18 protein-coding genes, 1 tRNA gene, 3 rRNA genes, 1 riboswitch and 1 other annotated feature are annotated in these 26,870 nt (G+C 34.2%); of the genes, 5 read left to right on the top strand and 17 right to left on the bottom strand.

The annotated features are described in order from the left end of the window. Positions 1-8 precede the first annotated feature (8 nt). From CLJU_RS07340 to CLJU_RS07300, 9 genes are all read right to left on the bottom strand, one after another. Positions 9-704 (bottom strand): response regulator transcription factor, encoded by a 696-nt coding sequence (locus CLJU_RS07340; RefSeq protein ID WP_013238158.1) that lies wholly within the window; start codon positions 702-704, stop codon positions 9-11. 21 nt (positions 705-725) lie between these two features. After that, on the bottom strand, positions 726-1,538 hold the full coding sequence (locus CLJU_RS07335) for a CPBP family intramembrane glutamic endopeptidase (protein ID WP_013238157.1): 813 nt from the start codon (positions 1,536-1,538) through the stop codon (positions 726-728). 44 nt (positions 1,539-1,582) lie between these two features. Beyond that, positions 1,583-1,831: a hypothetical protein gene (locus tag CLJU_RS07330; RefSeq protein ID WP_023163267.1), complete on the bottom strand. Its 249-nt coding sequence runs from the start codon at positions 1,829-1,831 to the stop codon at positions 1,583-1,585. A gap of 231 nt (positions 1,832-2,062) precedes the next feature. Then, a 5S ribosomal RNA gene (gene rrf, locus CLJU_RS07325) occupies positions 2,063-2,180 on the bottom strand. Positions 2,181-2,447: 267 nt separating this feature from the next. Continuing rightward, a 23S ribosomal RNA gene (locus CLJU_RS07320) occupies positions 2,448-5,337 on the bottom strand. Positions 5,338-5,755: 418 nt separating this feature from the next. Beyond that, a 16S ribosomal RNA gene (locus CLJU_RS07315) occupies positions 5,756-7,265 on the bottom strand. The 16S, 23S and 5S rRNA genes sit together here, the layout of an rRNA operon. A gap of 536 nt (positions 7,266-7,801) precedes the next feature. Then, positions 7,802-7,877 (bottom strand) — tRNA-Met (locus tag CLJU_RS07310). Between the two features lie 304 nt (positions 7,878-8,181). Beyond that, complete coding sequence (locus tag CLJU_RS07305; protein ID WP_023163266.1) at positions 8,182-9,702, bottom strand: FGGY-family carbohydrate kinase; 1,521 nt, start codon at positions 9,700-9,702, stop codon at positions 8,182-8,184. Positions 9,703-9,861: 159 nt separating this feature from the next. Then, positions 9,862-9,975: riboswitch (FMN riboswitch) on the bottom strand. A 77-nt stretch (positions 9,976-10,052) separates the two neighbouring features. Further along, positions 10,053-10,871: a dienelactone hydrolase family protein gene (locus CLJU_RS07300; protein ID WP_013238155.1), complete on the bottom strand. Its 819-nt coding sequence runs from the start codon at positions 10,869-10,871 to the stop codon at positions 10,053-10,055. 161 nt (positions 10,872-11,032) lie between these two features. Here CLJU_RS07300 and CLJU_RS07295 point away from each other — a divergent pair, with 161 nt between their 5' ends. Next, a complete protein-coding gene (locus CLJU_RS07295; RefSeq protein ID WP_013238154.1) occupies positions 11,033-11,401 on the top strand; it encodes a winged helix-turn-helix transcriptional regulator in 369 nt (122 codons plus the stop codon). A 41-nt stretch (positions 11,402-11,442) separates the two neighbouring features. Here CLJU_RS07295 and CLJU_RS07290 read toward each other — a convergent pair whose 3' ends face one another. Together CLJU_RS07290 and CLJU_RS07285 are read right to left on the bottom strand one after the other, a co-directional pair. Next, positions 11,443-12,396, bottom strand: a complete 954-nt coding sequence (locus CLJU_RS07290; protein WP_013238153.1) for a MerR family transcriptional regulator — start codon at positions 12,394-12,396, stop codon at positions 11,443-11,445. 334 nt (positions 12,397-12,730) lie between these two features. Beyond that, entirely contained in the window at positions 12,731-13,363 is a 633-nt protein-coding gene (locus CLJU_RS07285; protein WP_013238152.1) for a YczE/YyaS/YitT family protein, read from the bottom strand. Between the two features lie 366 nt (positions 13,364-13,729). On the opposite strand from CLJU_RS07285, the gene CLJU_RS07280 reads away from it, so the two are divergent. Then, positions 13,730-14,179, top strand: coding sequence for a YsnF/AvaK domain-containing protein (locus CLJU_RS07280; RefSeq protein WP_013238151.1), 450 nt, complete (start codon positions 13,730-13,732; stop codon positions 14,177-14,179). Between the two features lie 73 nt (positions 14,180-14,252). After that, a complete protein-coding gene (locus tag CLJU_RS07275; RefSeq protein WP_013238150.1) occupies positions 14,253-14,657 on the top strand; it encodes a YsnF/AvaK domain-containing protein in 405 nt (134 codons plus the stop codon). Between the two features lies 1 nt (position 14,658). On the opposite strand, the gene CLJU_RS07270 is transcribed toward CLJU_RS07275, so the two are convergent. From CLJU_RS07270 to CLJU_RS07250, 5 genes are all read right to left on the bottom strand, one after another. Further along, positions 14,659-17,139 (bottom strand): HD domain-containing phosphohydrolase, encoded by a 2,481-nt coding sequence (locus tag CLJU_RS07270; RefSeq protein WP_013238149.1) that lies wholly within the window; start codon positions 17,137-17,139, stop codon positions 14,659-14,661. Positions 17,140-17,440: 301 nt separating this feature from the next. After that, a complete protein-coding gene (locus CLJU_RS21275) occupies positions 17,441-18,181 on the bottom strand; it encodes an MORN repeat-containing protein (protein ID WP_013238148.1) in 741 nt (246 codons plus the stop codon). A 260-nt stretch (positions 18,182-18,441) separates the two neighbouring features. After that, positions 18,442-19,758, bottom strand: coding sequence for an MFS transporter (locus CLJU_RS07260; protein WP_013238147.1), 1,317 nt, complete (start codon positions 19,756-19,758; stop codon positions 18,442-18,444). A 163-nt stretch (positions 19,759-19,921) separates the two neighbouring features. Then, positions 19,922-20,194: a binding site (T-box leader), on the bottom strand. A 71-nt stretch (positions 20,195-20,265) separates the two neighbouring features. After that, complete coding sequence (locus CLJU_RS07255) at positions 20,266-21,978, bottom strand: methyl-accepting chemotaxis protein (RefSeq protein WP_013238146.1); 1,713 nt, start codon at positions 21,976-21,978, stop codon at positions 20,266-20,268. Between the two features lie 11 nt (positions 21,979-21,989). Then, entirely contained in the window at positions 21,990-23,663 is a 1,674-nt protein-coding gene (locus CLJU_RS07250) for a bifunctional diguanylate cyclase/phosphodiesterase (RefSeq protein ID WP_013238145.1), read from the bottom strand. 184 nt (positions 23,664-23,847) lie between these two features. On the opposite strand from CLJU_RS07250, the gene CLJU_RS07245 reads away from it, so the two are divergent. Both CLJU_RS07245 and CLJU_RS07240 read left to right on the top strand, forming a co-directional pair. Continuing rightward, positions 23,848-24,447 (top strand): tyrosine-type recombinase/integrase, encoded by a 600-nt coding sequence (locus CLJU_RS07245; RefSeq protein ID WP_013238144.1) that lies wholly within the window; start codon positions 23,848-23,850, stop codon positions 24,445-24,447. Positions 24,448-24,585: 138 nt separating this feature from the next. Continuing rightward, positions 24,586-25,614 (top strand): 3-deoxy-7-phosphoheptulonate synthase, encoded by a 1,029-nt coding sequence (locus CLJU_RS07240; protein ID WP_013238143.1) that lies wholly within the window; start codon positions 24,586-24,588, stop codon positions 25,612-25,614. A gap of 994 nt (positions 25,615-26,608) precedes the next feature. Here the strand turns inward: CLJU_RS07240 and CLJU_RS22880 are convergent. Continuing rightward, positions 26,609-26,860: a cyanase gene (locus tag CLJU_RS22880; protein WP_013238142.1), complete on the bottom strand. Its 252-nt coding sequence runs from the start codon at positions 26,858-26,860 to the stop codon at positions 26,609-26,611. Positions 26,861-26,870 lie beyond the last annotated feature (10 nt).

Below are 26,870 nucleotides of genomic sequence, written 5' to 3'. Positions count from 1 at the left end.
TGCCCTGATTACTTTTTACTTTCAAATTTATATCCAAGTCCTCTTATGGTTTTTAAATACACTGGGTTTTTGGAATCTTCTTCAATTTTATCTCGCAATTTGCTAATGTGAACCATTATTGTATTGTCATCACCATAAAAGGGTTCATTCCAAACAGACTCAAAAATCTGCTTTTTAGTAAAAACTTTTTTAGGATTGCCCATTAAAAGTAGCAAGAGCTTGTACTCTGTGGATGTAATTGATATAGGTTTATCCCCTTTATAAATGACACAGCAACTAGTATCGAGTTTTAACTCTCCAACTACTATAGTTTCCGTATCCTTTTCTTCATTACAATTAAATTCAGAGCATCTTCTAAGCTGTGCCTTTACCCTTGCCATTACTTCCAGTGGATCACAAGGTTTAGTTATATAGTCATCCGCCCCAAGTTCAAGGCCCAATATTTTGTCGCTTATTTCACTTTTAGCTGACATAACAATTACAGGAATTTTATATTTTTCTCTTATTTTTTTTATAAGCTGATATCCATCCATATTTGGCATCATTATATCAATTATTGCAATATCAATTGCTCCTTCTTTTAAAATATCCAGTGCTGAAAATCCATCATAAGCTCCAAATACTTCGTAATTTTCCCTTTCAAGATATAATGTCATCAGTTCTATTATTTCCTGCTCATCATCAGCAATTAAAATTTTTTTCATAGATACAAGCTTTCCTTTCCTTTAAAATGCTTTTTTACATTTTCTATAATTTCTATAAGAATATAAAACATATATAATAAATAGTATAATACCTCCAATCATAAAGCTAGAATTAACATTTAAGAAATTGTTTCCGCCGCCGCTGCTTTTCAAGCCACTTATAAAAGTAATAAAATTGTTACACATATGCAGTATAATTGAAGGCACCAGTGACTTATACTTATATACAAGAAGAGCACAGCTTATTCCCAAAAATAAAAGCATAGGGTTTATATTTAAATGCATAACGAAAAAAATAACTGAAGAAAACAAGATTGATTTACCAATTCCATATTTATTGTACAACCTGCCCATAAGTACTCCTCTAAAAATGAATTCCTCTGCTATAGGTGCTATAATAACTGTTGATATGAAACTAATTCCTATAATAAAATTTGTATTCAATTCAGGAGATTTATTTACCAAATTTGACTGCACATTGCTTAACATAGTTGGGTTTATATAACTTACTAAAGCTAACATTATCAAAATAAATCCCAGGCCTCCCATATAGGTTATTATTAAATTCACTGGGAGCTCTAATACAAATCCTTTTTTAGAAGGTTTCTTTACAAAATCATATACATTTATATTATTATTTTTCATAAACTTTAAAGTAATCAGAAACCATAATACTGTTATTATAAGTGCACACATTTCTATATGGCTATCTGTCAAATGTACTTTAAAAATTTTCCCAAGTACTACAAGTATTCCTATACCTAATCCAAGTATGCAAAGCATTTTTAAAAATAAGTATCTTGTCCTAGTCCCTTTAAGTAATTCAAAATCCATAAACATTCTCCTTTTATGCTGTAATTTCTTTATTCCAATTTGTTTTAACAAAATAAATGCTCAAAGCTGTTCCTATAACAAAGCAAGCAATTCCAAGCGCAGCCCACTTTTCTCAATTCTAACATAAACCATACTAAAACCCCCAAATTACATAATAGTAAAAATAAATTTTCATCTAATATTCCTGTTGATTTTACAAAGCTTAGTTCAGAAATTATACAGAAAAAAATTACTACAGCAGCATAAGCCAGTATTACTTTTCTTATTTTCATAGTTTTAAAAAAATTATCCATATACAATACATCCTACCTTTAAATTTAATTTTTACATATTTAAGTTTAAACGTGTATACTTTCATGTCTCTTAACTAAACCTTAAAGTTCCCTTAATTTTTGAAATAAAAAAGATGGAGCGTTAAATAACACTTCATCTTTTCATCACCTTCGTAATTAAAAAAATTTACTTTTAACCATATACTTAAATACCCATTGCATAGAATGTTCTATACAATGGGTATCTTACTTACCTGGCAGCGACCTATTCTCCCACAGGACCTCCCCTGCAGTACCATCGGCACTCTGAAGCTTAACCTTCCTGTTCAGGTATGGAAAGGGGTGTTACCTTCACGTCATTACCACCAGATTTTATTATCAAAAATTGCTATTAACTTCGCCCAGCTTCGTCAAATACCTCTCTGCGGTGCTCAATTACCTCAGTAAGTTCCGCTTCTCGTTCAGCATTTTCCTCGCTGTACTTGTTACTATCAATTTTCTTATATATTAAATTTAAGAAGTTCAAATCAAATTGAAATTAATATCTTTAACTGTCAACTCTCCACTGTCAATTATCAACTTCATTTTATTTGTCCTCTCAAAATTGCACAGTAAACTTTTTTTCTTTCGTTTTTATTTGGTCAAGCCCTCGACCTATTAGTATCAGTCAGCTTAACAGGTTGCCCTGCTTACACCTCTGACCTATCTCCTCGTGTTCTTCGAGGGGTCTTACTAGCTTACGCTATGGGAAATCTTATCTTGAGGTGGGCTTCACACTTAGATGCTTTCAGCGTTTATCCCTTCCCAACTTGGCTACCCAGCTATGCTCCTGGCGGAACAACTGGTTCACCAGCGGTCGGTCCATCCCGGTCCTCTCGTACTAAGGACAGCTCCTCTCAAATTTCCTGCGCCCGCGACGGATAGGGACCGAACTGTCTCACGACGTTCTGAACCCAGCTCGCGTGCCGCTTTAATGGGCGAACAGCCCAACCCTTGGGACCTACTTCAGCCCCAGGATGCGACGAGCCGACATCGAGGTGCCAAACCTCCCCGTCGATGTGAACTCTTGGGGGAGATCAGCCTGTTATCCCCGAGGTAGCTTTTATCCGTTGAGCGATGGCCCTCCCACGAGGTACCACCGGATCACTAAGCCCGACTTTCGTCCCTGCTCCACCTGTTTGTGTCGCAGTCAAGCTCCCTTCTGCCTTTGCACTCTTCGAAGAATTTCTAACCCTTCTGAGGGAACCTTTGTACGCCTCCGTTACTTTTTAGGAGGCGACCGCCCCAGTCAAACTGCCCGCCTAACATTGTCCCGTCTCCAGTTTCATGGAGCCCGGTTAGAATTCCAGTACTATCAGGGTGGTATCCCAACATCGACTCGGTAATGGCTGGCGCCACTACTTCCTAGTCTCCCACCTATCCTGTACAGACAATACCGAAATTCAGTGCTAAACTGCAGTAAAGCTCTACGGGGTCTTTCCGTCCAATCGCGGGTAGCAAGCATCTTCACTTGCACTTCAATTTCGCCGGATTTGTTGTCGAGACAGTGCTCAAATCATTACGCCATTCGTGCGGGTCGGAACTTACCCGACAAGGAATTTCGCTACCTTAGGACCGTTATAGTTACGGCCGCCGTTTACTGGGGCTTAAGTTCTGACCTTCGCTTGCGCTAAGTCTTCCCCTTAACCTTCCAGCACCGGGCAGGCGTCAGCTCCTATACTTCAGCTTTCGCTTTAGCAGAAACCTGTGTTTTTGATAAACAGTTGCTTGAGCCTTTTCTCTGCGGCCACTTGCGTGGCTCCCCTTCTCCCTAAGTTACGGGGTTAATTTGCCTAGTTCCTTAACAACAATTCTTCCGATGGTCTTAGGATTCTCTCCTCACCTACCTGTGTCGGTTTGCGGTACGGGCACATAAAAACTCCATAGAGACTTTTCTCGGCAGCGTGAAATCAGGTACTTCCCCTTGCGGGTTCCCCATAACACCTCATCATTGATATACCGGATTTTCCTGGTATACCTGACTCGATGCTTAGACATACATCCATTTGTATGCACACCTTATCCTCCTGCGTCATCCCTTTTGTCAAACGCTTTTATGCGGTATCGGAATTTCAACCGATTGTCCATCACCTACGCCTTTCGGCCTCGGCTTAGGTCCCGACTTACCCTGGGCGGACGAACCTTCCCCAGGAAACCTTAGGTTTTCGACCAATAAGATTCTCACTTATTTCTCGCTACTTATGCCAGCATTCTCTCTCCTGTACAATCCACCGTTCCTTCCGGTACGACTTCTACTCATACAGGATGCTCCTCTACCACTCTTTCGAGTCCACAGCTTCGGTGGTAAGTTTTAGCCCCGGACATTTTCGGCGCATGATCTCTTGACTAGTGAGCTATTACGCACTCTTTAAATGAGTGGCTGCTTCTGAGCCAACATCCTAGTTGTCTTAGAAATCACACATCCTTTCCCACTTAACTTACACTTTGGGACCTTAGCTGGTGGTCTGGGCTGTTTCCCTTTTGACCACGGATCTTATCATTCGCAGTCTGACTGCCGGAATTCAAGTATATGGCATTCGGAGTTTGATAAGGTTCAGTAACTGTTGTCAGCCCCTACCCCATTCAGTGCTCTACCTCCATTACTCATTTCCGACGCTAGCCCTAAAGCTATTTCGAGGAGAACCAGCTATCTCCGAGTTCGATTGGAATTTCTCCGCTATCCACAGCTCATCCCATGGTTTTTCAACACCAACGTGGTTCGGTCCTCCACGGAATTTTACTTCCGCTTCAACCTGGCCATGGATAGGTCACTCGGTTTCGGGTCTACAACATACAACTTTTCGCCCTTTTCAGACTCGGTTTCCCTCCGGCTCCGTACCTTAAGTACTTAACCTTGCTGCATATCGTAACTCGCTGGCTCGTTCTACAAAAAGCACGCCGTCGTACTTTACGTACTTCGACTGTTTGTGGACACACGGTTTCAGGTTCTATTTCACTCCCCTCCCGGGGTTCTTTTCACCTTTCCCTCACGGTACTCCTTCTCTATCGGTCACCAGGTAGTATTTAGCCTTGGGAGGTGGTCCTCCCTGTTTCCCACAAGGTTTCTCGTGTCTCGTGGTACTCTGGATTAGATCTGACTGCTCTTTGTTTTCATTTACAGGGCTTTTACCTTCTCCGGCGGAGCCTTCCAGCTCTCTTCAATTAACACTTCACAGTTTTTATGACCTATCCGCAACCCCAGGAACAAGTTCCTGGTTTGGGCTCTTTCCCTTTCGCTCGCCGCTACTTAGGAAATCGATGTTTCTTTCTCTTCCTCCGGGTACTTAGATGTTTCAGTTCCCCGGGTTTGCCTCTACAAACCTATGTATTCAGTTTGCAGTACCTAGCGTTGTCTAGGTGGGTTTCCCCATTCGGATATCTCTGGTTCTCTGGCTATTTGCGCCTACCCAGAGCTTTTCGCAGCTTATCGCGTCCTTCTTAGGCTCCTGGTGCCAAGGCATCCTCCATGCGCCCTTTGTAGCTTGACCTTTATTGTCGAAAATCGTCATTAACTTCGTCCAGCTTCGTCAAATACCTCATTCCGGTGCTCATTTACATAAGTAAACTCCGCTCCTCATTCGGTCTTTTCCTTGCTGTACTCGTTACTGCCAATTTTCTTAGTTCCATATATTATCTTAAATCTTTAAAATAATATACATCTACTACAAAGGTTATATTATAACCTTTGCTTTACTTTATTTCTTATTTACTGTGCAATTTTCAAAGGACAAATTTTTTCAGTGGTTAAACAATAATGTTTAACTCACCTGGGATACATATAATATCATGTCGATCAATTTTGGTCAACATGTAAATAATCCCTGGAAATTAAACAGAGTAGACTTTCTAACTTACTTAAACCATCAATTTATAAGATAGATTATACTCTATCTTTCGACTCCCTAGAAAGGAGGTGATCCAGCCGCAGGTTCTCCTACGGCTACCTTGTTACGACTTCACCCCAATTACTAACCCCACCTTCGGCCGCGTCCTCCTAAGTTAGACTACGGACTTCGGGTGTTGCCAGCTCTCATGGTGTGACGGGCGGTGTGTACAAGGCCCGGGAACGTATTCACCGCGACATTCTGATTCGCGATTACTAGCAACTCCAACTTCATGTAGGCGAGTTTCAGCCTGCAATCCGAACTGGGGGCAGTTTTTGAGGTTTGCTCCACCTTGCGGTCTTGCTTCTCTCTGTACTGCCCATTGTAGCACGTGTGTTGCCCTGGACATAAGGGGCATGATGATTTGACGTCATCCCCACCTTCCTCCGCGTTAACCGCGGCAGTCTTGCTAGAGTGCTCAACTAAATGTTAGCAACTAACAACAGGGGTTGCGCTCGTTGCAGGACTTAACCTAACATCTCACGACACGAGCTGACGACAACCATGCACCACCTGTATCCCTGCCCCGAAGGGCTTCTCTTATCTCTAAGATATTCAGGGTATGTCAAGTCCAGGTAAGGTTCTTCGCGTTGCTTCGAATTAAACCACATGCTCCGCTGCTTGTGCGGGCCCCCGTCAATTCCTTTGAGTTTTAATCTTGCGATCGTACTTCCCAGGCGGAGTACTTATTGTGTTTACTGCGGCACAGAAGGGGTCGATACCTCCTACACCTAGTACTCATCGTTTACGGCGTGGACTACCAGGGTATCTAATCCTGTTTGCTACCCACGCTTTCGTGCCTCAGCGTCAGTTACGGTCCAGAGAATCGCCTTCGCCACTGGTGTTCTTCCTAATCTCTACGCATTTCACCGCTACACTAGGAATTCCATTCTCCTCTCCCGCACTCTAGATATCCAGTTTGAAATGCAGTGCCCGGGTTAAGCCCGGGTATTTCACATCTCACTTAAATATCCGCCTACGCACTCTTTACGCCCAGTAATTCCGGACAACGCTCGCCACCTACGTATTACCGCGGCTGCTGGCACGTAGTTAGCCGTGGCTTCCTCCTTGGGTACCGTCATTATCGTCCCCAAAGACAGAGCTTTACAATCCGAAAACCTTCTTCACTCACGCGGCGTTGCTGCATCAGGCTTTCGCCCATTGTGCAATATTCCCCACTGCTGCCTCCCGTAGGAGTCTGGACCGTCTCTCAGTTCCAATGTGGCCGATCACCCTCTCAGGTCGGCTACGCATCGTCGCCTTGGTAGGCCGTTACCCTACCAACTAGCTAATGCGCCGCGGGTCCATCTCAAAGCGGATTACTCCTTTAAATCAGTCTCCATGTGAAAACTGATTATTATGCGGTATTAATCTCCCTTTCGGGAGGCTATCCCCCTCTTTGAGGTAGGTTACCCACGTGTTACTCACCCGTCCGCCGCTAATCCACTCCCGAAGGAGCTTCATCGCTCGACTTGCATGTGTTAAGCACGCCGCCAGCGTTCGTCCTGAGCCAGGATCAAACTCTTAATTTAAAAGTTTATATGGCTCTGTTGAAAATCAATACTAACTTCGCATTTCTGCGTCAAACCTTTCGCTGTGGTGCTCATTTACTTAAGTAAACTCCGCTCCTCACTCAAGGCTTTCCTTGAACTACTCGTTATTATTGATTTTAATATATTACATTTCAGCTTGTTAGCAAAATATAATACATTATTCTTACGAAATTACTTTTTTAGCTGCTCTCGCAGCTCAAAAGAATTGCTGGTTTATTCTAAATAAGTTGTACTTATATCTTCCTCTGTTTAATTTTCAAGGATCATTTTGCTGCCTCACTTCGACAACTTTTATAGTATATCATCTTTGTTTCAACCTGTCAACTAGTAATTTACTATGAATTAAACTTTCTAAGTTATCGTTCAGTTGCGACAGGAATTATATCTTATCACATCTATTTTATCATGTCAATTAGTAATTTATTTCCAGGTTGTTCATTACATTATATATCTTTTAGTAATATAATTAATAACTTTTATATAGTACTATGCAAACTGAATTACTATAATACTCTTGGTTGCGGGAGCAGGACTTGAACCTACGACCTTTGGGTTATGAGCCCAACGAGCTACCAACTGCTCCACCCCGCGTCATTATATACATTTATATTAACAACTATCCTTGGTTGTACTGGCCGCCTCTTGAAGCGACAAGTGATATCTTATCATATATGCAGATATAAACAACTAGCAATATTCGGTGTTTACCATACAATATTATAGCAATACCTCATTATGCTTCTATATACCCAATAATTCATATAGTGACACACCTGACATAGTTTGCTGAAAATAAGTATTACCTCTCAATTAGTATTAGTCAAATCTCCGACCTACTAGTATCAGTCAGCTCATTATGAAAAATGAGTTAGCAACTAACTGCTAACCACTTTTATCACTTTATGTTACTATCCACACCACTTAATACACTTTTTCTAAGTACATACTGCTCCTTATATACATTTGAATTGTTGGCATTTGGACTATATTTATTGATAATTTTTATATTGTTGACAAGTGCCTCTTTTAAGTCCTCTATATCACCTTCTGCATATGCACCAATAATACAATCTGTAAGTACAGCACCTCCTGACACTTCTAGTGTAATTGTTTCACTTTGCATAATGTCTGCTTTAATTTGATTCCACAAATCATCTTTACTTCCACCCTCAGTAATAGTAATTCTGTCTATTTTGATACCAGCATTTCTATAATCATTTGTAATTTCCATATAATCATAAGCAATAGCCTCCAAAACAGACCTCCATAAAGCAAATTGATCTGTATCCAAGGTCATGTTCAAAAAACAACCTTTTATCTTTGAAAATTGACCATATCCACCAGTTAAATATGGTAAGAAAATCACACCATTGCATCCCGGTACAACCTTTTCCGCTCCTCTGCTAAGCAGTTTATAATAGCTATCATCATCAGATTTTTGACAAATGTTATCCTTAAACCAACGCAGTGCCAGACCTCCAGTTCTAACAAATCCCCAGTAAAAATATGTATTTTCTAAAGTGCCGCTGTTAAAAATCAATTCACTTCCTCTTTTACTAAGCTCTGGAATAATCCCATTTGTAGAGACACAGAACATGGCACAAGTTCCTGCAACATCTACAGCCTTATTTGCTTCAAGAATTCCACTTCCCAGCATGGACTGCATTGTATCACCTGCACCAGCACAAATTGGTATGCCATGAGGACATCCCGTTTCCTTTGCTGCACTTTCCGATAACGTACCAATAATATTCCAGGGCTTTACAATCTTAGGCATATAGCTTTTAGCTATTCCTAATATATCAAGCTGCTTATCTGACCATTCCTTTTCATACACACGATATCCAAGGCCCCATCCTGACATAGTTCCCCAATCAACAAAAGCATCCTCACTCTCTAAACCTGCAAGATTCATCAAAATATAGGGAGCATTATGGACAAACTTTTTGCCTCTTTTTTGAAATTCTTTATTATTTGCTAAGATCCATCTTGCATGCAGTGCTGGAAACATACAGCTTGGATCAGCATTTCCGGTTTCCTTTCCCCAAATATCAAGATTCAATTTCTTAAGGACTTCAACATCACTCTGTGTTCTTGAATCCAGATAGTTTATGTAAGGTGTAATTGCCTTTCCACTTTCATCTATACCTACAATTCCACAAATAATTCCATCCCCCATAATTACTTTAATTAAGTTAGGATCAATTTCTTGTTTTTTTAACTGTTCTATGCACTGTTTCATGCCAAGTCTTGTAAGTAAAAGATATTCATCTGCATCCATATCAACCCATCCTGGATGAGGATATTTCAAAGTTGTCCTATTTGACGATTTTGCTACACATTTCATATTTTTATCATATACAGCAACCTTTACGCTTTGAGTTCCTGCATCAAAAGCAAGATAATAATGTTCCATTTTATATATTTAGCGAGAGGTACATAGAAATTGCAATCTCCCACTAAAGTTCGCCTCTTTTCTTTATCATACTATCCATATGTAATTTTAAGTAAAATAAAATAATCCCCTAGGTTCTCCTAGGGGATTGTAAACATAATAAACATATACATCTTGTTTATCCACCTTCTTTCATCCAGACTATACTGTCGGCTTCGGAATCTAACCGAATCTGCCATATGGCTTGCGGGCTGTACCGCCGATAGGGAATTTCACCCAACCCCGAAGGATATTTTATATAACTTTACCATTAATATATCATTATGCTTTTTCTCTGTCAATGCTCATATATTACTATAAACTAGGCTATTTCATACAATCAAATACTTTCTTAAAAAATCTAATGACTTAGATATTATTTCACATGTTCTATCATTATCATTAAATAAATCAAATGCATGTCCTCCTGTAGGATGATTATAGATATCAACAGTTAAATTGTTTACCAACGCTTTTGTAATAAACTTATCAAGTGATTCATTAAGTATTGGATTATCAAGTCCTGCTCTTGCAATAAATAATGGTGGAATTTTCTTTGAGTTTTCATCTATAAGATATATTGGTGAATATTTTTCTACTTCTTCATCTTCATCTGATATATTAATTCCAAGTAATTGTCCTGCATGTTTAAAATCGGTCAAGCCATAGTATGCAATAATACATTTAACATAATTAGAATACCTGTGCATACCTGCATATAATCCAAAAGGAACACCCCCTGAAAAACACCAGATAGCAATTTTATCCTTGTCTATATTTAATTTTTCATTATTTTCTACCAAGTATTTGATAAGGATATCTATATCACTATTAATTTCTTTAATGCTAAATCCTTCTGACAAAACTTTATGATTAAAAGTTACTGCATTTAAACCAGAAGCTGCTATTAACTTTCCCATTGAAGTATATTGTCCCACATCTTTAAAATTTACAAATTTCGCTTCCCCATGTACTAATATTACAACAGGTAATTTTTCCTCCTTCTCATTACTAAAAGGAGTATACATATCCATTAAGAATTCTTTCTTACCATTTGTTTTATATACTAGGTTTTTTAATATATTAACATTCTCCATGTTGTCTATCTTATAAACTACCTCTTTTTTTAAAATTTCCTCCATACTTAACATACTAAATTCTCCTCTAAAGCATTTATTTTTTGTTAACAAAATTACATCGTCAAATTTGACTTATGCTATAATTATAGTATTATATTTTTTAATGTTAAGTAGGCACATAAATGTGCTGTAGTACCCTTTTGGATACTACTTTTATGGGAGAAGGATAAAAAATGGATGATAATAATTGTATAATGATTCATAATGGAATACCATATAAATGCTCTATATCACTAGCACTAAGCGTTATCGGTGGTAAATGGAAACCTTTGATTCTGTGGCATTTAAAAGATAAGGTTTTACGTTTTGGAGAACTAAAACGCTCTCTTGATAATATAACTCAAAAAATATTAACTCAGCAATTACGTGAACTTGAATCTGATGGCTTGATAAATCGTCACATATACACTCAAATTCCTCCTAAAGTAGAGTATTCTTTAACTGAAAAAGGTAATACAGTTGTACCTATTTTAGAAATAATTAGCAAATGGGGAGCTGGCTATTGCAGCTCACTTAGTGTAAATAATTCCAAGAAACTATAATTTATCAGTTAAAATAAAACATTTTTTAACTCATTCATCTTCTATTTTTCTTCATTAAAACTCTTTACTAAATCGTTTATACCAAATCCTAAATTGCCTTTTACTCCATTCTCAATATCAAGCAGCATCTTAGTGTCATTTTCTCTATACTTTTTATAGTTCTCATTAAGCACAGCTAGATATTTTTCAAACTCTCCTTGAATAGGCTTAATTATCTTACAATACTTTTTTGTAAGTTCAATACATCTAATAAAGCTGCACTTTGCTTCCTCATCCTCCTTTAAAGATTTTACAAATTCAATTTGATTATTTACTGTAGTATTTTTAATACTATCATCATAGTTCAATAGCTTTTTAACTTGATTACCTATCGTTGTTCTAAATTCATCTAATTTATCATCATCTAAATCTTTTAATTCTTCTATTGGATAGTCACTTTCATCTACTTCCTCAGCAGAATCTAAAAATTCCACAAGCTTTAACCATACTTTCTTCTTTTCATCATTATCAATTTTAACTTCTAAAAATGGCTCATACATAACGGCAAACATTTTTCCAAAGTTTCCTGGAAATATTCTAAGCAAACTATTTGATATAAGTTCTTTTTTATTATCTCTAGACAGTTCCAGCGTTTCCCGCAGCTTTTTAATTTGTTCTCCTGAATACTTATAATCATCTGGATTCTTTTCCATAAGACTTGATATGATCAACTTACTTTTTTCTAGATAACTTATGTTCTCATCTATTTTTTCTAAAGCGTCCATTAAAGCTTCCTGCAGTCCTTTTTTACCTGCAATTACATCCTTTATACCTTTTATTGGTATATCTAAACTTCTAAGTGCTCCTATTAAATTTAATCTAATAATATCCTCATCTGAATATTCCCTATAATTGTTTTCAACATTTTTTAAAGGATTAATCAACCCTTCACTTTCGTAGTATTTAATAGCCTTCTTAGTAAGTCCAGTCTTCTCTGCTGCAGCTTTTATATTCATACATATTTCCTCCCACCAATATCAATAAATCTTACTTTTTATATTAATGGTATCCCTAAGGTACATGTCAATATATTTTTTAGTAAAAAAAGAATAAAGTACATCTTCTCATTCTCAAATAATTAGTACTTTACTCCCTAAAATTTCAATTTATCCGATGACTAGCTGCTCTAATACTCCCACGCACACAGCTAAAGCGACTATCACCAAATCAAAGATTTGGGATATCTGCTTTTCTCTAAGTGTGAGTAAAGAGCAGCTACGTCCCTGGATAACGATTTCTAAACATCAGATGGAGTTTTGACTCCATCTGACGCCAAGAACTCTGTTTATATTACTCTACAAGTGCAATCATTTTCTTTCCAAATAGCATATTAGTTAAGGCAATAGCTCGTCCAACACCAATAACTGCCACTAAAGTTCCAATTCCAATTCCAACAATTTTTCCAGCACACATCAAACCAATAATTACAGTGATCATAACACTTGATATATCTGTTATATTTTTTGCCAGTCCAAGTCCTTTCTTAGTTCGCTCTGCTAGTGCCTGTGTAAAACCATCTGCAGCATTTGGAACAATCTTCATTTGGACTGTAATATATGCTCCAATTCCAGTTAGAATAATTGCTGCTGCAAGCAAAAGCAAATTCATTATTAAGTTATCACAATTTATGACTATCATATCATTAAAAATATTAATTATACGGCTAAATACAATACTCATGGGAACCTGTAGTAAGTCAAATGGACGAAATTCCTTTCCACGCAATGCTGCTTGTCCAGCTACACACAGTATGTAAATACACATAGTTGCATTTCCCAAGTTTATATTCCAAATTTTTGAGATAGAATAGGGTATTGAAATTATCGGTGATACTCCCAGTCCCGTTTTTGTATTTAAAATAATTCCTAATGCAAGTATCACAAGTCCGATACAGTACATCATTCCACGATAAAATTTCTTCATATACATTCCTCAATTCTTAATTTTGCTATAAATTTACATTTTTAAATTTAGCCACTCTATTTAGTAGAAATTATAAATTTTTAACTACTGTTTATTTACTCTTTTCACTTCCTTCGTATATTGTATATAAATAGTAACAATACTATTATATAAACTTTATAAATTAAAAATCAACTTATATGCAGACATACTTTTACAATAATGAAGCTCATCTAAATATTTTGTACATAAGTCTTAATAAAAAATTTATGTCACTTTTAATTACTCTCGAACCTTTTCTTTAGCATATTTCCAATATTGAAACAGGATAATATACTTCACAAAGGGCAATATATAAATGGTCATTATTTAAGGAGGTGTCTATATATGAGTATATTAAATGGACTTTTGGGAAACAATGATGATAATAAAAGAGATACTGATGAGGATGAAGCAAAACTTCGTCTCCGTAAGGAAGAACTTGACATTACTAAAAATAAAGTTCAAAAAGGTGAAGTAGAGCTTAGCAAAGAAATCATTGAAGAGAAAAAAAGTGTAGATGTCCCTGTAACACGTGAAGAAGTCGTAATTGAAAGAAGAAACCTAGACAATGAAGCCTCTGATTCTCCTATAACTGATGAGGAAAGTATTAAAATTCCTGTCAGTGAAGAAAAAGTTGATGTAAATAAACACACAGTGGTATCAGGAGAAGTTTCAGCTCATAAGCGTGCCATAGAAAATACAGAGCATATAGATGAAACTCTTAAACGAGAAGAAGCTAAAGTAAATAAAATTGGTGATCCTAATGTAGTTGACAGTACAAGTAACCAGAGCTAGTTAAATTTGAGACACCTCACAAATTGTACACAATTCGTGAGGTGTCTTTCTAAACAATTGGAGGACAAAATTTATGGCAAAGACAAGTAATAATATCAATAGTACAACTCTTCAAATTAAAAAAGAACAGCTTGATATAGCAAAAAAGTGGATACAAACAGGAAATGTAAAAATTCATAAAGAAACTTTCACAGAAGGAAAAAATTTTACTATACCTGTTGTACACGAAGAACTTATAATTGAGAAAGAGACCTTTAGCCCAGCTGATGTACAACATAAAGATAGTTCTACTGAATTTATACGTATCCCTTTGAGCGAAGAACAGGTAGAATTTGTAAAACATAAAGTTATCTTAGAAGATGTATCCATATATAAACAACAAATTGAAGAGATACAGCATATTGAAGAAACCTTAAAAAAGGAGGAGGCTAAGATTAAAGTCTCTGGATCTCCAAGTGTGATTGACAATAAAAAGTGAGTTATACTACCTTTTCAACAAATATCTTTACAAGTTCTGGGTCAAATTGAATACCTGCATTCTTAATAAGCTCTTCTACAGCTATCTCTTTTGATAAAGCACTTCTATAAGCCCTCTCACTTGTCATAGCATCAAAAGCATCGGCTATTGCAATTATTCTTGATTTTAATGGAATTTCCTCTCCTTTAAGTCCTTTAGGATAGCCCTTTCCATCCCATCTTTCATGATGTGCTAAAACATACTCTGACATCTCCGCCATATCATTAACAGAACTTAAAATTCGATAGCCTATTTCTGGATGACGTTTAATTTTTTCCCACTCTTCATCGATAAGCTTACCTGGCTTATTTAAAATATTTTCATCTATGGCAACCTTTCCTATATCGTGTAAAAACCCTACAGTCTTTAGTTCTTGTATTTCACCCTCCGGTAAATTCATAGCCTTTCCTAAAAGATTACAATATTCAGATACCCTATGAGAATGTTGTTCCTCTCTTTTATTTTTTTCATGTAGTGTATTTATAATGGCACCAATTGTTTTTCCTCTCATACTTGGGCTCTCAAAAAGCTTCTTTTTATACATGAAATCTTCTGCTTTTTTCAGTACTTCAAATACATTTTCATCATCATAATGCTTTGTATCAAATCCAAAAGAAATTGAAAGGTTTATTGACTCTACTTTCTCTTTTGAAGCCAATTCAGAAATACGCTTAAGTATTTTGCCTGCTTCAAGTTCATTTGTTTTCGGAAGCAGTATTACAAACTCATCTCCTCCTATACGTGATATTATACCTTTATCACTGCAGACATTGAGCATTACTGCTGAAACCTTTTTCAGCAATTCATCACCAGCAGCATGTCCAAAAGAATCATTTATTAACTTTAATCCATTAACATCAGCCATAACAATAGTAAGAGGAAGATTTTCTTTGCTATTTAATCTTTCAATCTCTTCTTCAAAAAACCTCCTATTGTATAGTCCTGTAAGTTGATCGTTATAGCTTAAGAATTCAATTTTCTTTTGATTTTTTCTTTCATCTGTAATATCTCTGCTTATTACAATAACCTCATTTTCCCTACATTTAACTATCCGAAGTTCATAATATTTCTTACCTACTGGTGTATCAATTTCGTATTGAAAACTTTCCAAAGAATTATTTTTAAGAGCAGCCTTAATTTTCTCAAAACCAGTTTCAGCTATTTTAGATGGAAGTACATTCCAAAGAGTTTTTCCTATGAACTCATTTTCAGGCATTATTAGCACAGAAGCATCTTTTATTTGACAGTCTTTGAAAACAGCATTTCCATCTACAACAAAGATAATGTCTGGAATAGCAGTTACTATTGCTCTATTTCGTTCTTCACTTTTCTTTAAATTTTCTTCACTTTTCATTAGTCTATAATATTGGCTTCGAAGTTCTTCTTCTATTGCAGCTAATTCATTATAAGAAGCCTCTATTTCTTCATTTGATACCAGTAACTCCTGTTTACTCTTATTCAAAGCATCATTTGCTTCTAATAATTCCTTTGTACGTACAACAACCCTTTTTTTAAGAGTTCTATTCCATAATAATAATAGAAGTATACTTGCCACTGATGCCATTATTAAACTTCTATACTCTATTACTGTCTGATAGAAAGTTTTTTCTTCATAAACCCCAAGCCATTTATTATATATCTCATCATATTTTCCTGTAGCCTTAAGTATTTGCAGACCTCCATTAAGAGCAAATAATAAGTCTTCATTTCCTTTTTTTACAGCAATACAGTAATCATCAGGATTAATAACTAATCCATTACCCTTTATGTTTGAAATCTTATCTTTTTTCATAAAATAATGACCTATTATAGTTGAAACTACTGCATAATCATATTTGTTCATAGATATAAGTTTAAGTGCCTCCTCAGATGAATGAACTTTAACAAAATTAATGCCAAGATTCTGTTTTTTTAGATATTCTCCTGATATCTCATCTGATTCAACTACTACTGTCTTTCCTCTTAACTGGTTTATGTTCTTTATACTTTCTCCTTTTCTTGTAAATACATCAGCACCAGTTATTGCAGTTTTTGTTGTAAATGAATAAAATTTTTCCCTATCTTTAGAATAGAACATACCTGCTATGACATCTATTTTACCGTTTTCAAGTTCATCCATAGCTTCACTCCAGACACTTAGTTTAATCTTTACCTTAAACCCCATAGCCTCTGCTGCAGCCTTAGCAAGTTCTACATCAAAACCAGTTGGATTACCATTTTGATCTATAAAGCTATATGGGGGATAATCTTTATCATCACCTATTATTATTGTTCTGTCTGCTTTTTTTTCATCATTACCTAGCACCTTGTAAATAGTTTCTTTATTAGAATTCACACTTTCCTTGTTATCAGCAAACACTGCTTTTCCGAAATTATTACCCAATAAACAAGTTACTATTGCAATAAACACTATAATAAAAACTTTATGTTTTATTTCAATCATGCCCCCTTTCCTTTACAGTCATTTACATTCTGCTGTTGCATTAAAAAGTATGTATGTTTTTACATTTATTTTTATATCAAAGTAATACATTTTTTATAAGTATATCAGATTTATTAAACTTCTACACTAACATTTTTCACCAGATAGAATAAAAATTACTACAGGAACTTAATCCTATAGTAATTTTTATTTTATCCCGTCTATTCTATTTTACACAGACCTATGGATGTTACTTAACTATGATAAAAATCATTAGAAATACTATTTAAACACACACTCAAATCACTGCACATCTTTCTATCTAGCAAGGTATTGGTGTCAAAATTTCAACTTGCGGAATTTGAGGCACATCATCTGCTGTTTCTATTTTAGGAACTTCTTGTATTTTATTTTGCTCTGCAGTATTACTTTGAGAAACTGTATTTTTCGAATTTGCTAATACATCTGATTTGCCTTTGGAAAGTGTATTTGACTCATCAGATCTTATAAATTTCCCATTTTCCCAAATTCCTTCTTTAACATTCCCATTTTTATATGTATATTTGCCTTTGCCATCTATATTATTATTTTTCCATTCTCCTGTATAAGTGTCACCATTTTTAAATGTATAAGTTCCATTACCACTCATTTTATCATTTTCCAATTTTCCAGTATAACTATCTCCATTGCTCCATTTAAAGCTGCCTTGGCCTTGTTTTTTATTATTTACAAAATCACCTTCATAATAATCCTTAGAAGCATATGTAATTTCACCTTGTCCATAAATTTTGTCGTCCTTCCATTGACCTTTATACGTATTTCCATTATTCCAAACAAACTGACCCTCCCCTTGCCTCTTGCCATTTATTATATCTCCAGTATAATTACCAGTTTTAAACTTAACTTTCTGTTTCTTTGCTCCTTCTTTATTATTTTGTTTTGATGCAATCTTCTTATCATTGTTAGCTTTATCTTGATTGCTAGATGATTGAGTACCTTGTTCACAACCTGCTAATGCCAATACTAACATTAAAATTAGAAGTATTCTACTTATTCTTGCCATTTTGTGCCTCCTACAATAAGTTGCCCTTCCAATGTCATTGATTTAATTTGTCCATAAACATCTTCATATATGCTAACATTATAAAATAAATACTACAAATTGACAATAAAGTTTATATGCTGCTCTAATTACATTTGTAATCATATGATGTCAACATGTTTTCATATTTAAAATCAAAAGCACTATCATATAATTTGAACTGATCCCTATCTATTTGACAAGAATCAGTTCATTATAAATGATAGTGATTTTTATATAGCTTATCCTAGTTCAATTTTGTTTTGCTTAGCATTGCCCTGCTCTAGCATATCAGCTGGAACCTTTTTCTTAAGTGTAAGCATGGTAACACCTGCAATTACAAGTGATATGGCCAAACACATATATGCCGCTGTATAAGAACCTGTACTAGTTTTTATAAATCCAACAAAATAAGGTCCAGTAAATCCTCCTAAATTTCCTATGGAGTTAATTAGTCCAGTAGCACCAGCCGCTGCAGGACCAGATAAAAACGATGTAGGTACTGCCCACCATACTCCCATTCCTACATATACACCAATGGCAGTAACACAGGTACATATAAAGCTTAATACAGGATTAGAAGTCAAAGCTCCTAATGCCATACCTACAGCACCAATAAAAAGTGGAATAGCTATATGCCATCTTCTTTCTCCTGTTTTTGAGGTAGAATTACCATTAATTATGAACCCAATAAGTGCTGCTGTCATTGGTATTATAATTAGCCAGCTGACACTAGAATTACTCAACCCTGATACTGATTTGAGTACTGTTGGCAGCCAAAATCCAAATCCCCAAAATCCTGTAACCCACATAAAATATATAAAACATAATTTGAGAACTGTCTTATCTTTTAAGGCTTCCCATAATGTATATTTCTTTATTGAATTTTTTACAGCAATTTCTCTTTCGTATTCTGCTCTTATTGTCTTCTTTTCTTCTGGAGTTAACCAACTGACATCTTCAGGAGAATCCTTGAGCCAAAAAATAAGAATGATTCCATAAATAAAAGCCATAGTTCCTTCTAAAATAAACAACATCTGCCAACCTTTAAATCCAAAAGCTGCAATACCTAATATTATGCCTGCTAAAGGAGAACCAATAATACTTGAAACCAGCATTGAAGTTAAAAGTATTGAAAGTGCCTTAGGTCTTTCCTTTGCATTAAACCAACGAGGAACAATAGCTGAGTAACAAACTGGATAAAAACTTGCCTCTGCGGCTCCTACTAAAAAACGAACAATATAAAATTGAAGTTCCGTATGCACAAAACCCATAAGAGCAGTAACTATGCCCCAAGTAAGCATAATTCTAACAACCCATTTACTTGGACTTCGCTTCTCTGCAAATACAGTTCCAGGTACCTCAAACACTACGTACCCGAAAAATAAGATTCCTGCTCCCATTCCAAAAACCTGTGCAGTAAATCCCAGATCTTTATTCATCGTCAAAGCAGCATAGGATATATTGAGTCTGTCAATATACGCCAGCATAGATGCTATAAACAATGGCAAAATAACATTTAAATATTTTCTTTTAGTAACACTACCTTTAATATTCATAAGATAAAGCCCCCTTCTTTTACTCCTGTATAATCATATTTCTATATTGTAATTTGCCCCAATTTTTTTAATATTCTAATATTAAATTATCCTCCTTTCCTATTACACATATTTTAATGAATAAAAAAAATCTCTCATCCTTATAAACACATTTTACTATGTTCATAAGGACGAAAGATATATTTCCGTGGTACCACCTTATTTGCAATTAGATATACCAATTGCCTCTCAATTCAAGTCAATTTTAAATAGAAACTTTATTTAAAATAAACCCTAACCATATATCGTTGGTATACGTCCTCGTTTACTTGGCAAAAGCCTTTCTACTTGGAAACTCCGGAGTGATTTGCATATTTTCATTAACACCAACTTACACCAAACATTAGCTCTCTTAAGTTAATAGATTAAATATTTCTTTCTCCATCACAGTTTATGCTATAAAGTATATTATTTTTCTTTGAGATTGTCAAATGTTTTTTTGGAATATTTATCTGACTCAAAATCACTTCATATCTTAAATTTTTGAACCATTTCATTAAGTTTTTGAGCAAGTTCCGCTTGACTTTGTGCAGTTTTGGATACCTCTACTATTGCTTTTGCCGTTTCATCAATGCTTGCCTTTATTGCTTCTGAATGTTCACTAGAATCCTGCGCATTTTCTGCCACATCCTGCACTGCATTGCTTACTTGACTCACTGTGGCTGTAAGTTCTTCAGACATAGCTGCAATTTCCTCAGACATTCTGCTAACAAAATCAGAATCATCATAATATTGACTTCCCATGTTTCCAAAATCCTGGAATTGTGGATCTACATCTTCATTTATAAATTTTAATACATCATTACCATTTTCAGATAGATTTTTAAATGCATTCTGAACCTTTACAATGGTATCTTGAATACCTGTTACCGCTTGTGAAGATTGTTCTGCAAGTTGTCTTACCCTTTCTGCAACTACTGCAAATCCTTTGCCTTGTTCCCCAGCCCTAGCCGCCTCTATAGCCGCATTTAGGGCAAGTAAGTTTGTCTGCTCTGATATATCTGCAATAGTGTCCGCCATAATCTTTATATCATCTACTACTTTTCCCTCTTCAATTGCCTGCAGCATATGATTTTTCTTCTCTTCATATAAGTTTCGTACTTCCTTTATTGCATCCTTACCTTTTTTCTTAACTTTAACAGCTCTTTCTTTAGATTGGTTTGCATTATTGCTTCCTTCTGCAGCTTTACCAGACAGTTCATTAATACTAGAATCCACTTCTTCAATAGAGGCTGTTATTTCTTCTGATGATGCACTGTTTTCCTGAATTCCAGATGTTATATTCTTTACTGCACCATCTATCTCCTCTGCTTTTGCCGATAACTCTTCTACTGTAGCAGAAAGTTCTTCACTAGATGCACTAATCTCCTGTGAATTTGCCATTATTCCTTTAATTAACTCAGTTAAATCTTTCTGCATCATATATACTACATCGGCAAGTTCTCCTATTTCATCTTTACGTCCAAGTGGTACAACTGTAGTAAAATCTCCTTTGGCTATAACTTTTATATTTTCTACAGCTAATTCCAAAGGGCCTGCTATGCATGAATTTAGCAATAATACTAAGCCTATCGCAAATATTAGTCCAGCTATCATTAGTATAGTCATAATTTTATTGCTGTTTAAAAATTCAGAATGGTTACTTGAATTTTTGATTTTTGCATTGTCATTATTTAAACTAATTAGCTTATTAAGACTTGAAAACATAGCATCTCTTGTAGTTCCTATCTGATCATATTGTTTAGCTGCCTCATCAAAATTTCCTGCATCAATAAGCTTAATAGTGTTTTCCCTTAAAGTTATATACTTACTAGAATAACTTTTAAATTCAGCCCACATTTGTTTTTCTGTGTTATCTTTAGTAAGCTTTTCATAATTCTCAATATATTTATTATCTTCGTCCTTATTTATTTGGATATCCTTTTCTAAATCGCTTTTTTTTGAAGCATCTTTCACATAAACCAATTGCAGCATATCACTTTTTATTTCTGTTAAATTTTGTTTCATGTCTGTAAGCATATAAACACTCTGCAATCTATTACTGTACATCTCTTCAGAATTTACACTTACTTTCTTTAATGACGTTGTACCTGTAACACCAGCTGCAACAATTAATAGAGCCATTATAGTAAAAGATAGTATCAATTTTGTTCTTACTTTAATATTTTGAAAAAATTTCACCTTGATTCCTCCTATTTACTTTGATTTTTTAATAAATCCTCAATTTTATTTTCTTTAAGCGGTTTACTAAAATAATAACCTTGAATCAAATTACAGCCTAAACTAACAATTTCATCTAACTGTTCTCTTGTTTCCACTCCTTCAGTGATTACTTTATATTTTAAATATTTTGATAATTTAACTATACTGCCAATTACAGCTTTGTTTTTATCATTATGTATATTAGGAATAAATGACTTGTCTATTTTTAATGTATTAATAGGTAAATTAATTAAATAGTTCAAAGAAGAATATCCTGTTCCAAAATCGTCTATTGCAATGCTTATACCACTTTCCATAAGCTCATTTAATAATTCAATCCTATCTTCTCCAATTTCAATTAAAGTTCTTTCCGTTATTTCTATTCCAAGCAAAGAAGGTTCTACATTGTGCTTTGCACATATGTTTAATATATTGCTCTTAAAATCACTTTTTTTTAATTGAATCGGAGATACATTTACAGATATCGTGTTAAATTTATAGCCCTTTTCTTTCCATGAACAAGCAGTCTCTAAGGCTTTATTTAGAACCCAGTTTCCAATTTGAACAATGTATCCATTATCTTCGGCTATAGGAATAAATTCAGTAGGAGGTACATTACCTAGTTTATTATTATTCCACCTTAAAAGTGCTTCAACACCAATAATCTTATTATTTAAAGCATTAATTTGAGGTTGATAAAAAATATCTAATTCGTTATTAATAATTGAATTCTTCAGTTCACTTTCAATTAAAATTTTTCTAAAATAGGGTTGTGCCTTTTGTTTATCAAAAAAGGTACACTCATTTTTCCCTTTACCCTTAGATCTATATATTGTAAAATTACAAAACTTTAATAGTTCATCTGGATCAGAACTATCATCTGGAAAAACAGTTACCCCTAAACTTGTACTAATGTAAATTTCTTTACCCATTATTTTAAAAGACTTTTTTAAACATTTATGAATTTTATTACACATTTTCTCTATTTCTTTTATATCATTAAATTGGTAAACTAGTATTGCAAACTCGTCCCCTTCTAACCTGAATAATTCACCCCGCTTACCAAGTAATACAGTAATTGATTTTGCAAACGATTTTAAAATCCAATCACCAAAGCGGTGCCCAAAATTATGATTTATAATTTTCAAATTATTGATATCAATATATATAAGTGCGCCGCTTTTATTATGAATTTTAGCCGTTTTTATTGAATTATTGAGTTTTATTAAAAAAAATCTCCTATTAGGTAAATTAGTAAGACTATCCCATCTCTCATAGAACTTCATATTTGTAATATTAAATATTAATACACCTAGTACACCAGAACTTTCTGTTTCATCTTTAAATATTTTCCCCTTAAGCAGAACCCATTTAATATCCCCACATTTAGTCTTTATTCTAAATGTACTTTGATAAAATTCTAGCGATCCATTAATATAATCATCTAAATCTTGTATTGCCATCATTTTGTCTTTTTCATAAGTTATAATATTAATAAATTCATTCATACTTTTAATAGCATTAAATTTATATCCTGTTATTTTTTCGGAAATAGCCATTTCACCTGTATCTATATTCCATTTACATATTCCAACATTTCCTGTATTAAGTGCATATGTATACACGTTGTCATCTTTTAAACTATATTTATCGTTTCTACACATTTTACAATCCTCATCTATGCAAATAATTTTTCTTCTATAACTATTTAACACTATTCGTATTTGTTTATGTAAATCTTCATTTTCTACCATGTGATTAATATTTTGACTTATTTTTTTATCTACATTATTATTTATTTAGACGAAATATTTATATTGTACAATTATTTTGAAAAGAGGAAACTAAATGGAAAGAACTGGTAATAAAAAAATAAAATATTTTACTCAGGAGGAAACAAAAAGCCTTTTTAACGCTATCATAAATTTAGATAATATACATGCAGTTAGAGATTTAGCAATTTTTAGAGTTGCTTATAGATGTGGTTTAAGAGCATCTGAAATTGCTTTGATTAAATTGGAAGATTATAACGCTTCAAAGGGCGAACTTTACTGTAAAAGACTAAAAGGCAGCTGCAATAATACTATAAGACTTGATAAGAAAACAAAAGATGCATTAGATAAATATATACATGAAAGCAATTTGTCATCTAACTCTGAAGTTCTGTTTAAAAGTCAAAAAAATAGACCTATTTCAAGGCAAACTCTTGATTATCTTATGAAAAAATATTGTTCTTACTCTAATATTCATGATAAGAGTAAATATCATTTTCATGCTCTAAAACATACTACAGCAGTTCATTTAGCAGAGTCCGATATGGATATAAAAGAACTGCAATGGTGGCTCGGACATAGATCTGTTACTAATACAGAAATTTACTTTCAATTTACGACCAAGCAGCAGGAGAAAATGTATTCCAAGCTTGAAGAAAAAAGTGAAATGGTCTAGAAATATCTAAATTTAAAGCTAAAGTGCAAATATAGCATTTTAGCTTTAAGTTTATATTGACATAAAAAAACTAGATGATATAATTACATAAATTGAAACTTAAATCATATAAATATCTTAAAGAAAGGATTTAAAAATATGAGTATGGAATTTATTAAAAAAATACCTACAGCACAGGAAATTATACAAGAAATGCCTCTGCCGAATCATATTAAAGAAATTAAAAAAAATAGAGATATTGAAATAAAAAAAATTTTTGAAAATGAAGATGACAAATTTCTTCTTATAATAGGGCCTTGTTCTGCAGATAACGAAGATTCTGTTTGCGAATACATTGGAAAGCTTGCAAAAGTTCAAGAAAAAGTAAAGGATTGTATTATCATTATACCTAGAATATATACAAATAAGCCAAGAACCACTGGTGAAGGATATAAAGGAATGGCTCATCAACCAGATCTACATAAAAAACCAGATTTAGTTGAAGGAATAAGAGCAATTAGAAGGATGCATATAAAAGCATTAAGTGAATTTCATATGCCTGCTGCTGATGAAATGCTGTATCCTGAAAATTATAAATATCTTTCAGACATGTTAAGTTATCATGCAGTTGGAGCTCGTTCAGTAGAAGATCAACAGCATAGATTTACTGTAAGCGGTATTGACATGCCTGTAGGAATGAAAAATCCCACCAGTGGAGATATCCATGTAATGTTAAACTCCATTAAAGCAGCACAGCTTGGACATTCTTTTATTTATGATGGTTGGGAGATTAAAACAAGTGGAAACCCTCTTGCACATGCTGTTTTAAGAGGAGCAGTAGACTCTTATGGCAGAAACATTCCAAATTATCATTATGAAAACCTGACTTATCTTGCTAATGAATATGAAAAACAAGGATTATTAAATCCTGCTATTATTGTAGATACAAATCATGCAAATTCAATGAAGCTTTATAAGGAACAACCGAGAATTGCAAGAGAAGTATTAATGAGTAGAAAATATAATTCTACGCTAAAAAAATTGATTAAAGGATTTATGATTGAAAGCTATCTTGTAGGAGGTAAGCAAGACGTAAATGATAATATTTATGGAAAGTCAATAACAGATCCATGCCTGGGCTGGGAGGATACAGAAAATTTAATTTACTATATTGCTGAAAACGTGTAAATTTACAATAGATGAATTTATTTGCACATACATGAAACCTAAGCTGAAACTAAAAGTGCCTCACACCTTAGGTTTCGTGTCTATACATATTTCCATTTCAACTCTAGATGATGTCATAGGGCATTTCCACAACAAACATTTATACAAATAATCAAGTTTGTAATAACTTGCCCTCAAATTATCTAACGTGATAAAATCCAAGTTATTGAAGATACTATCACAAATATCATTGTCTCTATTATATAATATTTCATATCTCCTTGTTTAATTATTTCTTCTTCCACTATTTTTTCTTCTATTACTTTTTCTTCGATTATTATCCTCCTCTGCAAAATAAGATAATATTATATCAATAAACATAATTGTTAATGTTATATATTTTTTGGATAATTTACATTTTTATAATACTATTAGTTAAATAAAGATGCAAAGTAACAAAATAACAAAAATGCCTTTAATCAGTCTTCATTTTTTAAATAAAAAGAACTATAAATAGATTAATTAAAATCCACTTATAGCTCTTATATAGTAGAGCACATAATAATCTAAGTTGCACCATTATAGATAACATATATCACTTTATTATGATGTTTCCACCATAATAAAGCAGTTCACCACCTATAATGATGGTTTCCTCGACTATATAAAATATCTACACAACTATATACAACCTCTCGGCTATATATAACCATCTCAACACCTCATATAATTTTAGCTCGACTCTATATCATAAGTTGGAACCTTAATATAATCAACTTTAATCAACTATATTAAAGCTTTTCCCCACAATATAGAATCTTCCCTCTGACTATATATAAGCTATTTGTACAATAACCCATATACAATCGTCGGCCGACTTATACACACCTCTTTTCAAAGCATATATAAATCTTGACTCAACTGTTATATACCCTATGCTATTATAGTAACCTTTTTGTCTTTATTATATACTGGTAATTTTTTACTTACACATATTATCAAATAAGTTTTATAATTACCATGGATATTTATCTCCTTTTGCATAAGGTAGTAATTTTCCGTCAAACTTTATAATTACTCTGCGATTACCATCTTCATCATCAGTAACATCAACATCAAGTCCGAAATCAATGGCACTCATGATAGCGTTTCCACCTTGTTCGTGCATAATATCTTTAATTGCCGGACCATACGTATCAAGTACTTCATGAAGTCTGTACAATATGGGATCAGTATTTGCTTTATATGGATGATTGTTTAAAAACATGGCTTTTTCC

The organism is Clostridium ljungdahlii DSM 13528 (assembly GCF_000143685.1).
GTDB lineage: Bacteria > Bacillota > Clostridia > Clostridiales > Clostridiaceae > Clostridium_B > Clostridium_B ljungdahlii.
The sequence above is the reverse complement of the archived record's forward strand: the minus strand, read 5'-3'. Positions and strand labels throughout refer to the sequence as shown.

Bases quoted from the DNA above. Each gene is read 5' to 3' on its own strand.
- CLJU_RS21275 (WP_013238148.1), bottom strand. From the start codon at position 18,181: ATGGCAAGAATAAGTAGAATACTTCTAATTTTAATGTTAGTATTGGCA.
- CLJU_RS07280 (WP_013238151.1), top strand. From the start codon at position 13,730: ATGAGTATATTAAATGGACTTTTGGGAAACAATGATGATAATAAAAGA.
- CLJU_RS07250 (WP_013238145.1), bottom strand. From the start codon at position 23,663: ATGTGTAGAAACGATAAATATAGTTTAAAAGATGACAACGTGTATACA.
- CLJU_RS22880 (WP_013238142.1), bottom strand. From the start codon at position 26,860: ATGTTTTTAAACAATCATCCATATAAAGCAAATACTGATCCCATATTG.
- CLJU_RS07275 (WP_013238150.1), top strand. From the start codon at position 14,253: ATGGCAAAGACAAGTAATAATATCAATAGTACAACTCTTCAAATTAAA.
- CLJU_RS07270 (WP_013238149.1), bottom strand. From the start codon at position 17,139: ATGATTGAAATAAAACATAAAGTTTTTATTATAGTGTTTATTGCAATA.
- CLJU_RS07285 (WP_013238152.1), bottom strand. From the start codon at position 13,363: ATGAAGAAATTTTATCGTGGAATGATGTACTGTATCGGACTTGTGATA.
- CLJU_RS07305 (WP_023163266.1), bottom strand. From the start codon at position 9,702: ATGGAACATTATTATCTTGCTTTTGATGCAGGAACTCAAAGCGTAAAG.
- CLJU_RS07295 (WP_013238154.1), top strand. From the start codon at position 11,033: ATGGATGATAATAATTGTATAATGATTCATAATGGAATACCATATAAA.
- CLJU_RS07260 (WP_013238147.1), bottom strand. From the start codon at position 19,758: ATGAATATTAAAGGTAGTGTTACTAAAAGAAAATATTTAAATGTTATT.
- CLJU_RS07240 (WP_013238143.1), top strand. From the start codon at position 24,586: ATGAGTATGGAATTTATTAAAAAAATACCTACAGCACAGGAAATTATA.
- CLJU_RS07300 (WP_013238155.1), bottom strand. From the start codon at position 10,871: ATGTTAAGTATGGAGGAAATTTTAAAAAAAGAGGTAGTTTATAAGATA.
- CLJU_RS07335 (WP_013238157.1), bottom strand. From the start codon at position 1,538: ATGGATTTTGAATTACTTAAAGGGACTAGGACAAGATACTTATTTTTA.
- CLJU_RS07245 (WP_013238144.1), top strand. From the start codon at position 23,848: ATGGAAAGAACTGGTAATAAAAAAATAAAATATTTTACTCAGGAGGAA.
- CLJU_RS07330 (WP_023163267.1), bottom strand. From the start codon at position 1,831: ATGGATAATTTTTTTAAAACTATGAAAATAAGAAAAGTAATACTGGCT.
- CLJU_RS07340 (WP_013238158.1), bottom strand. From the start codon at position 704: ATGAAAAAAATTTTAATTGCTGATGATGAGCAGGAAATAATAGAACTG.
- CLJU_RS07290 (WP_013238153.1), bottom strand. From the start codon at position 12,396: ATGAATATAAAAGCTGCAGCAGAGAAGACTGGACTTACTAAGAAGGCT.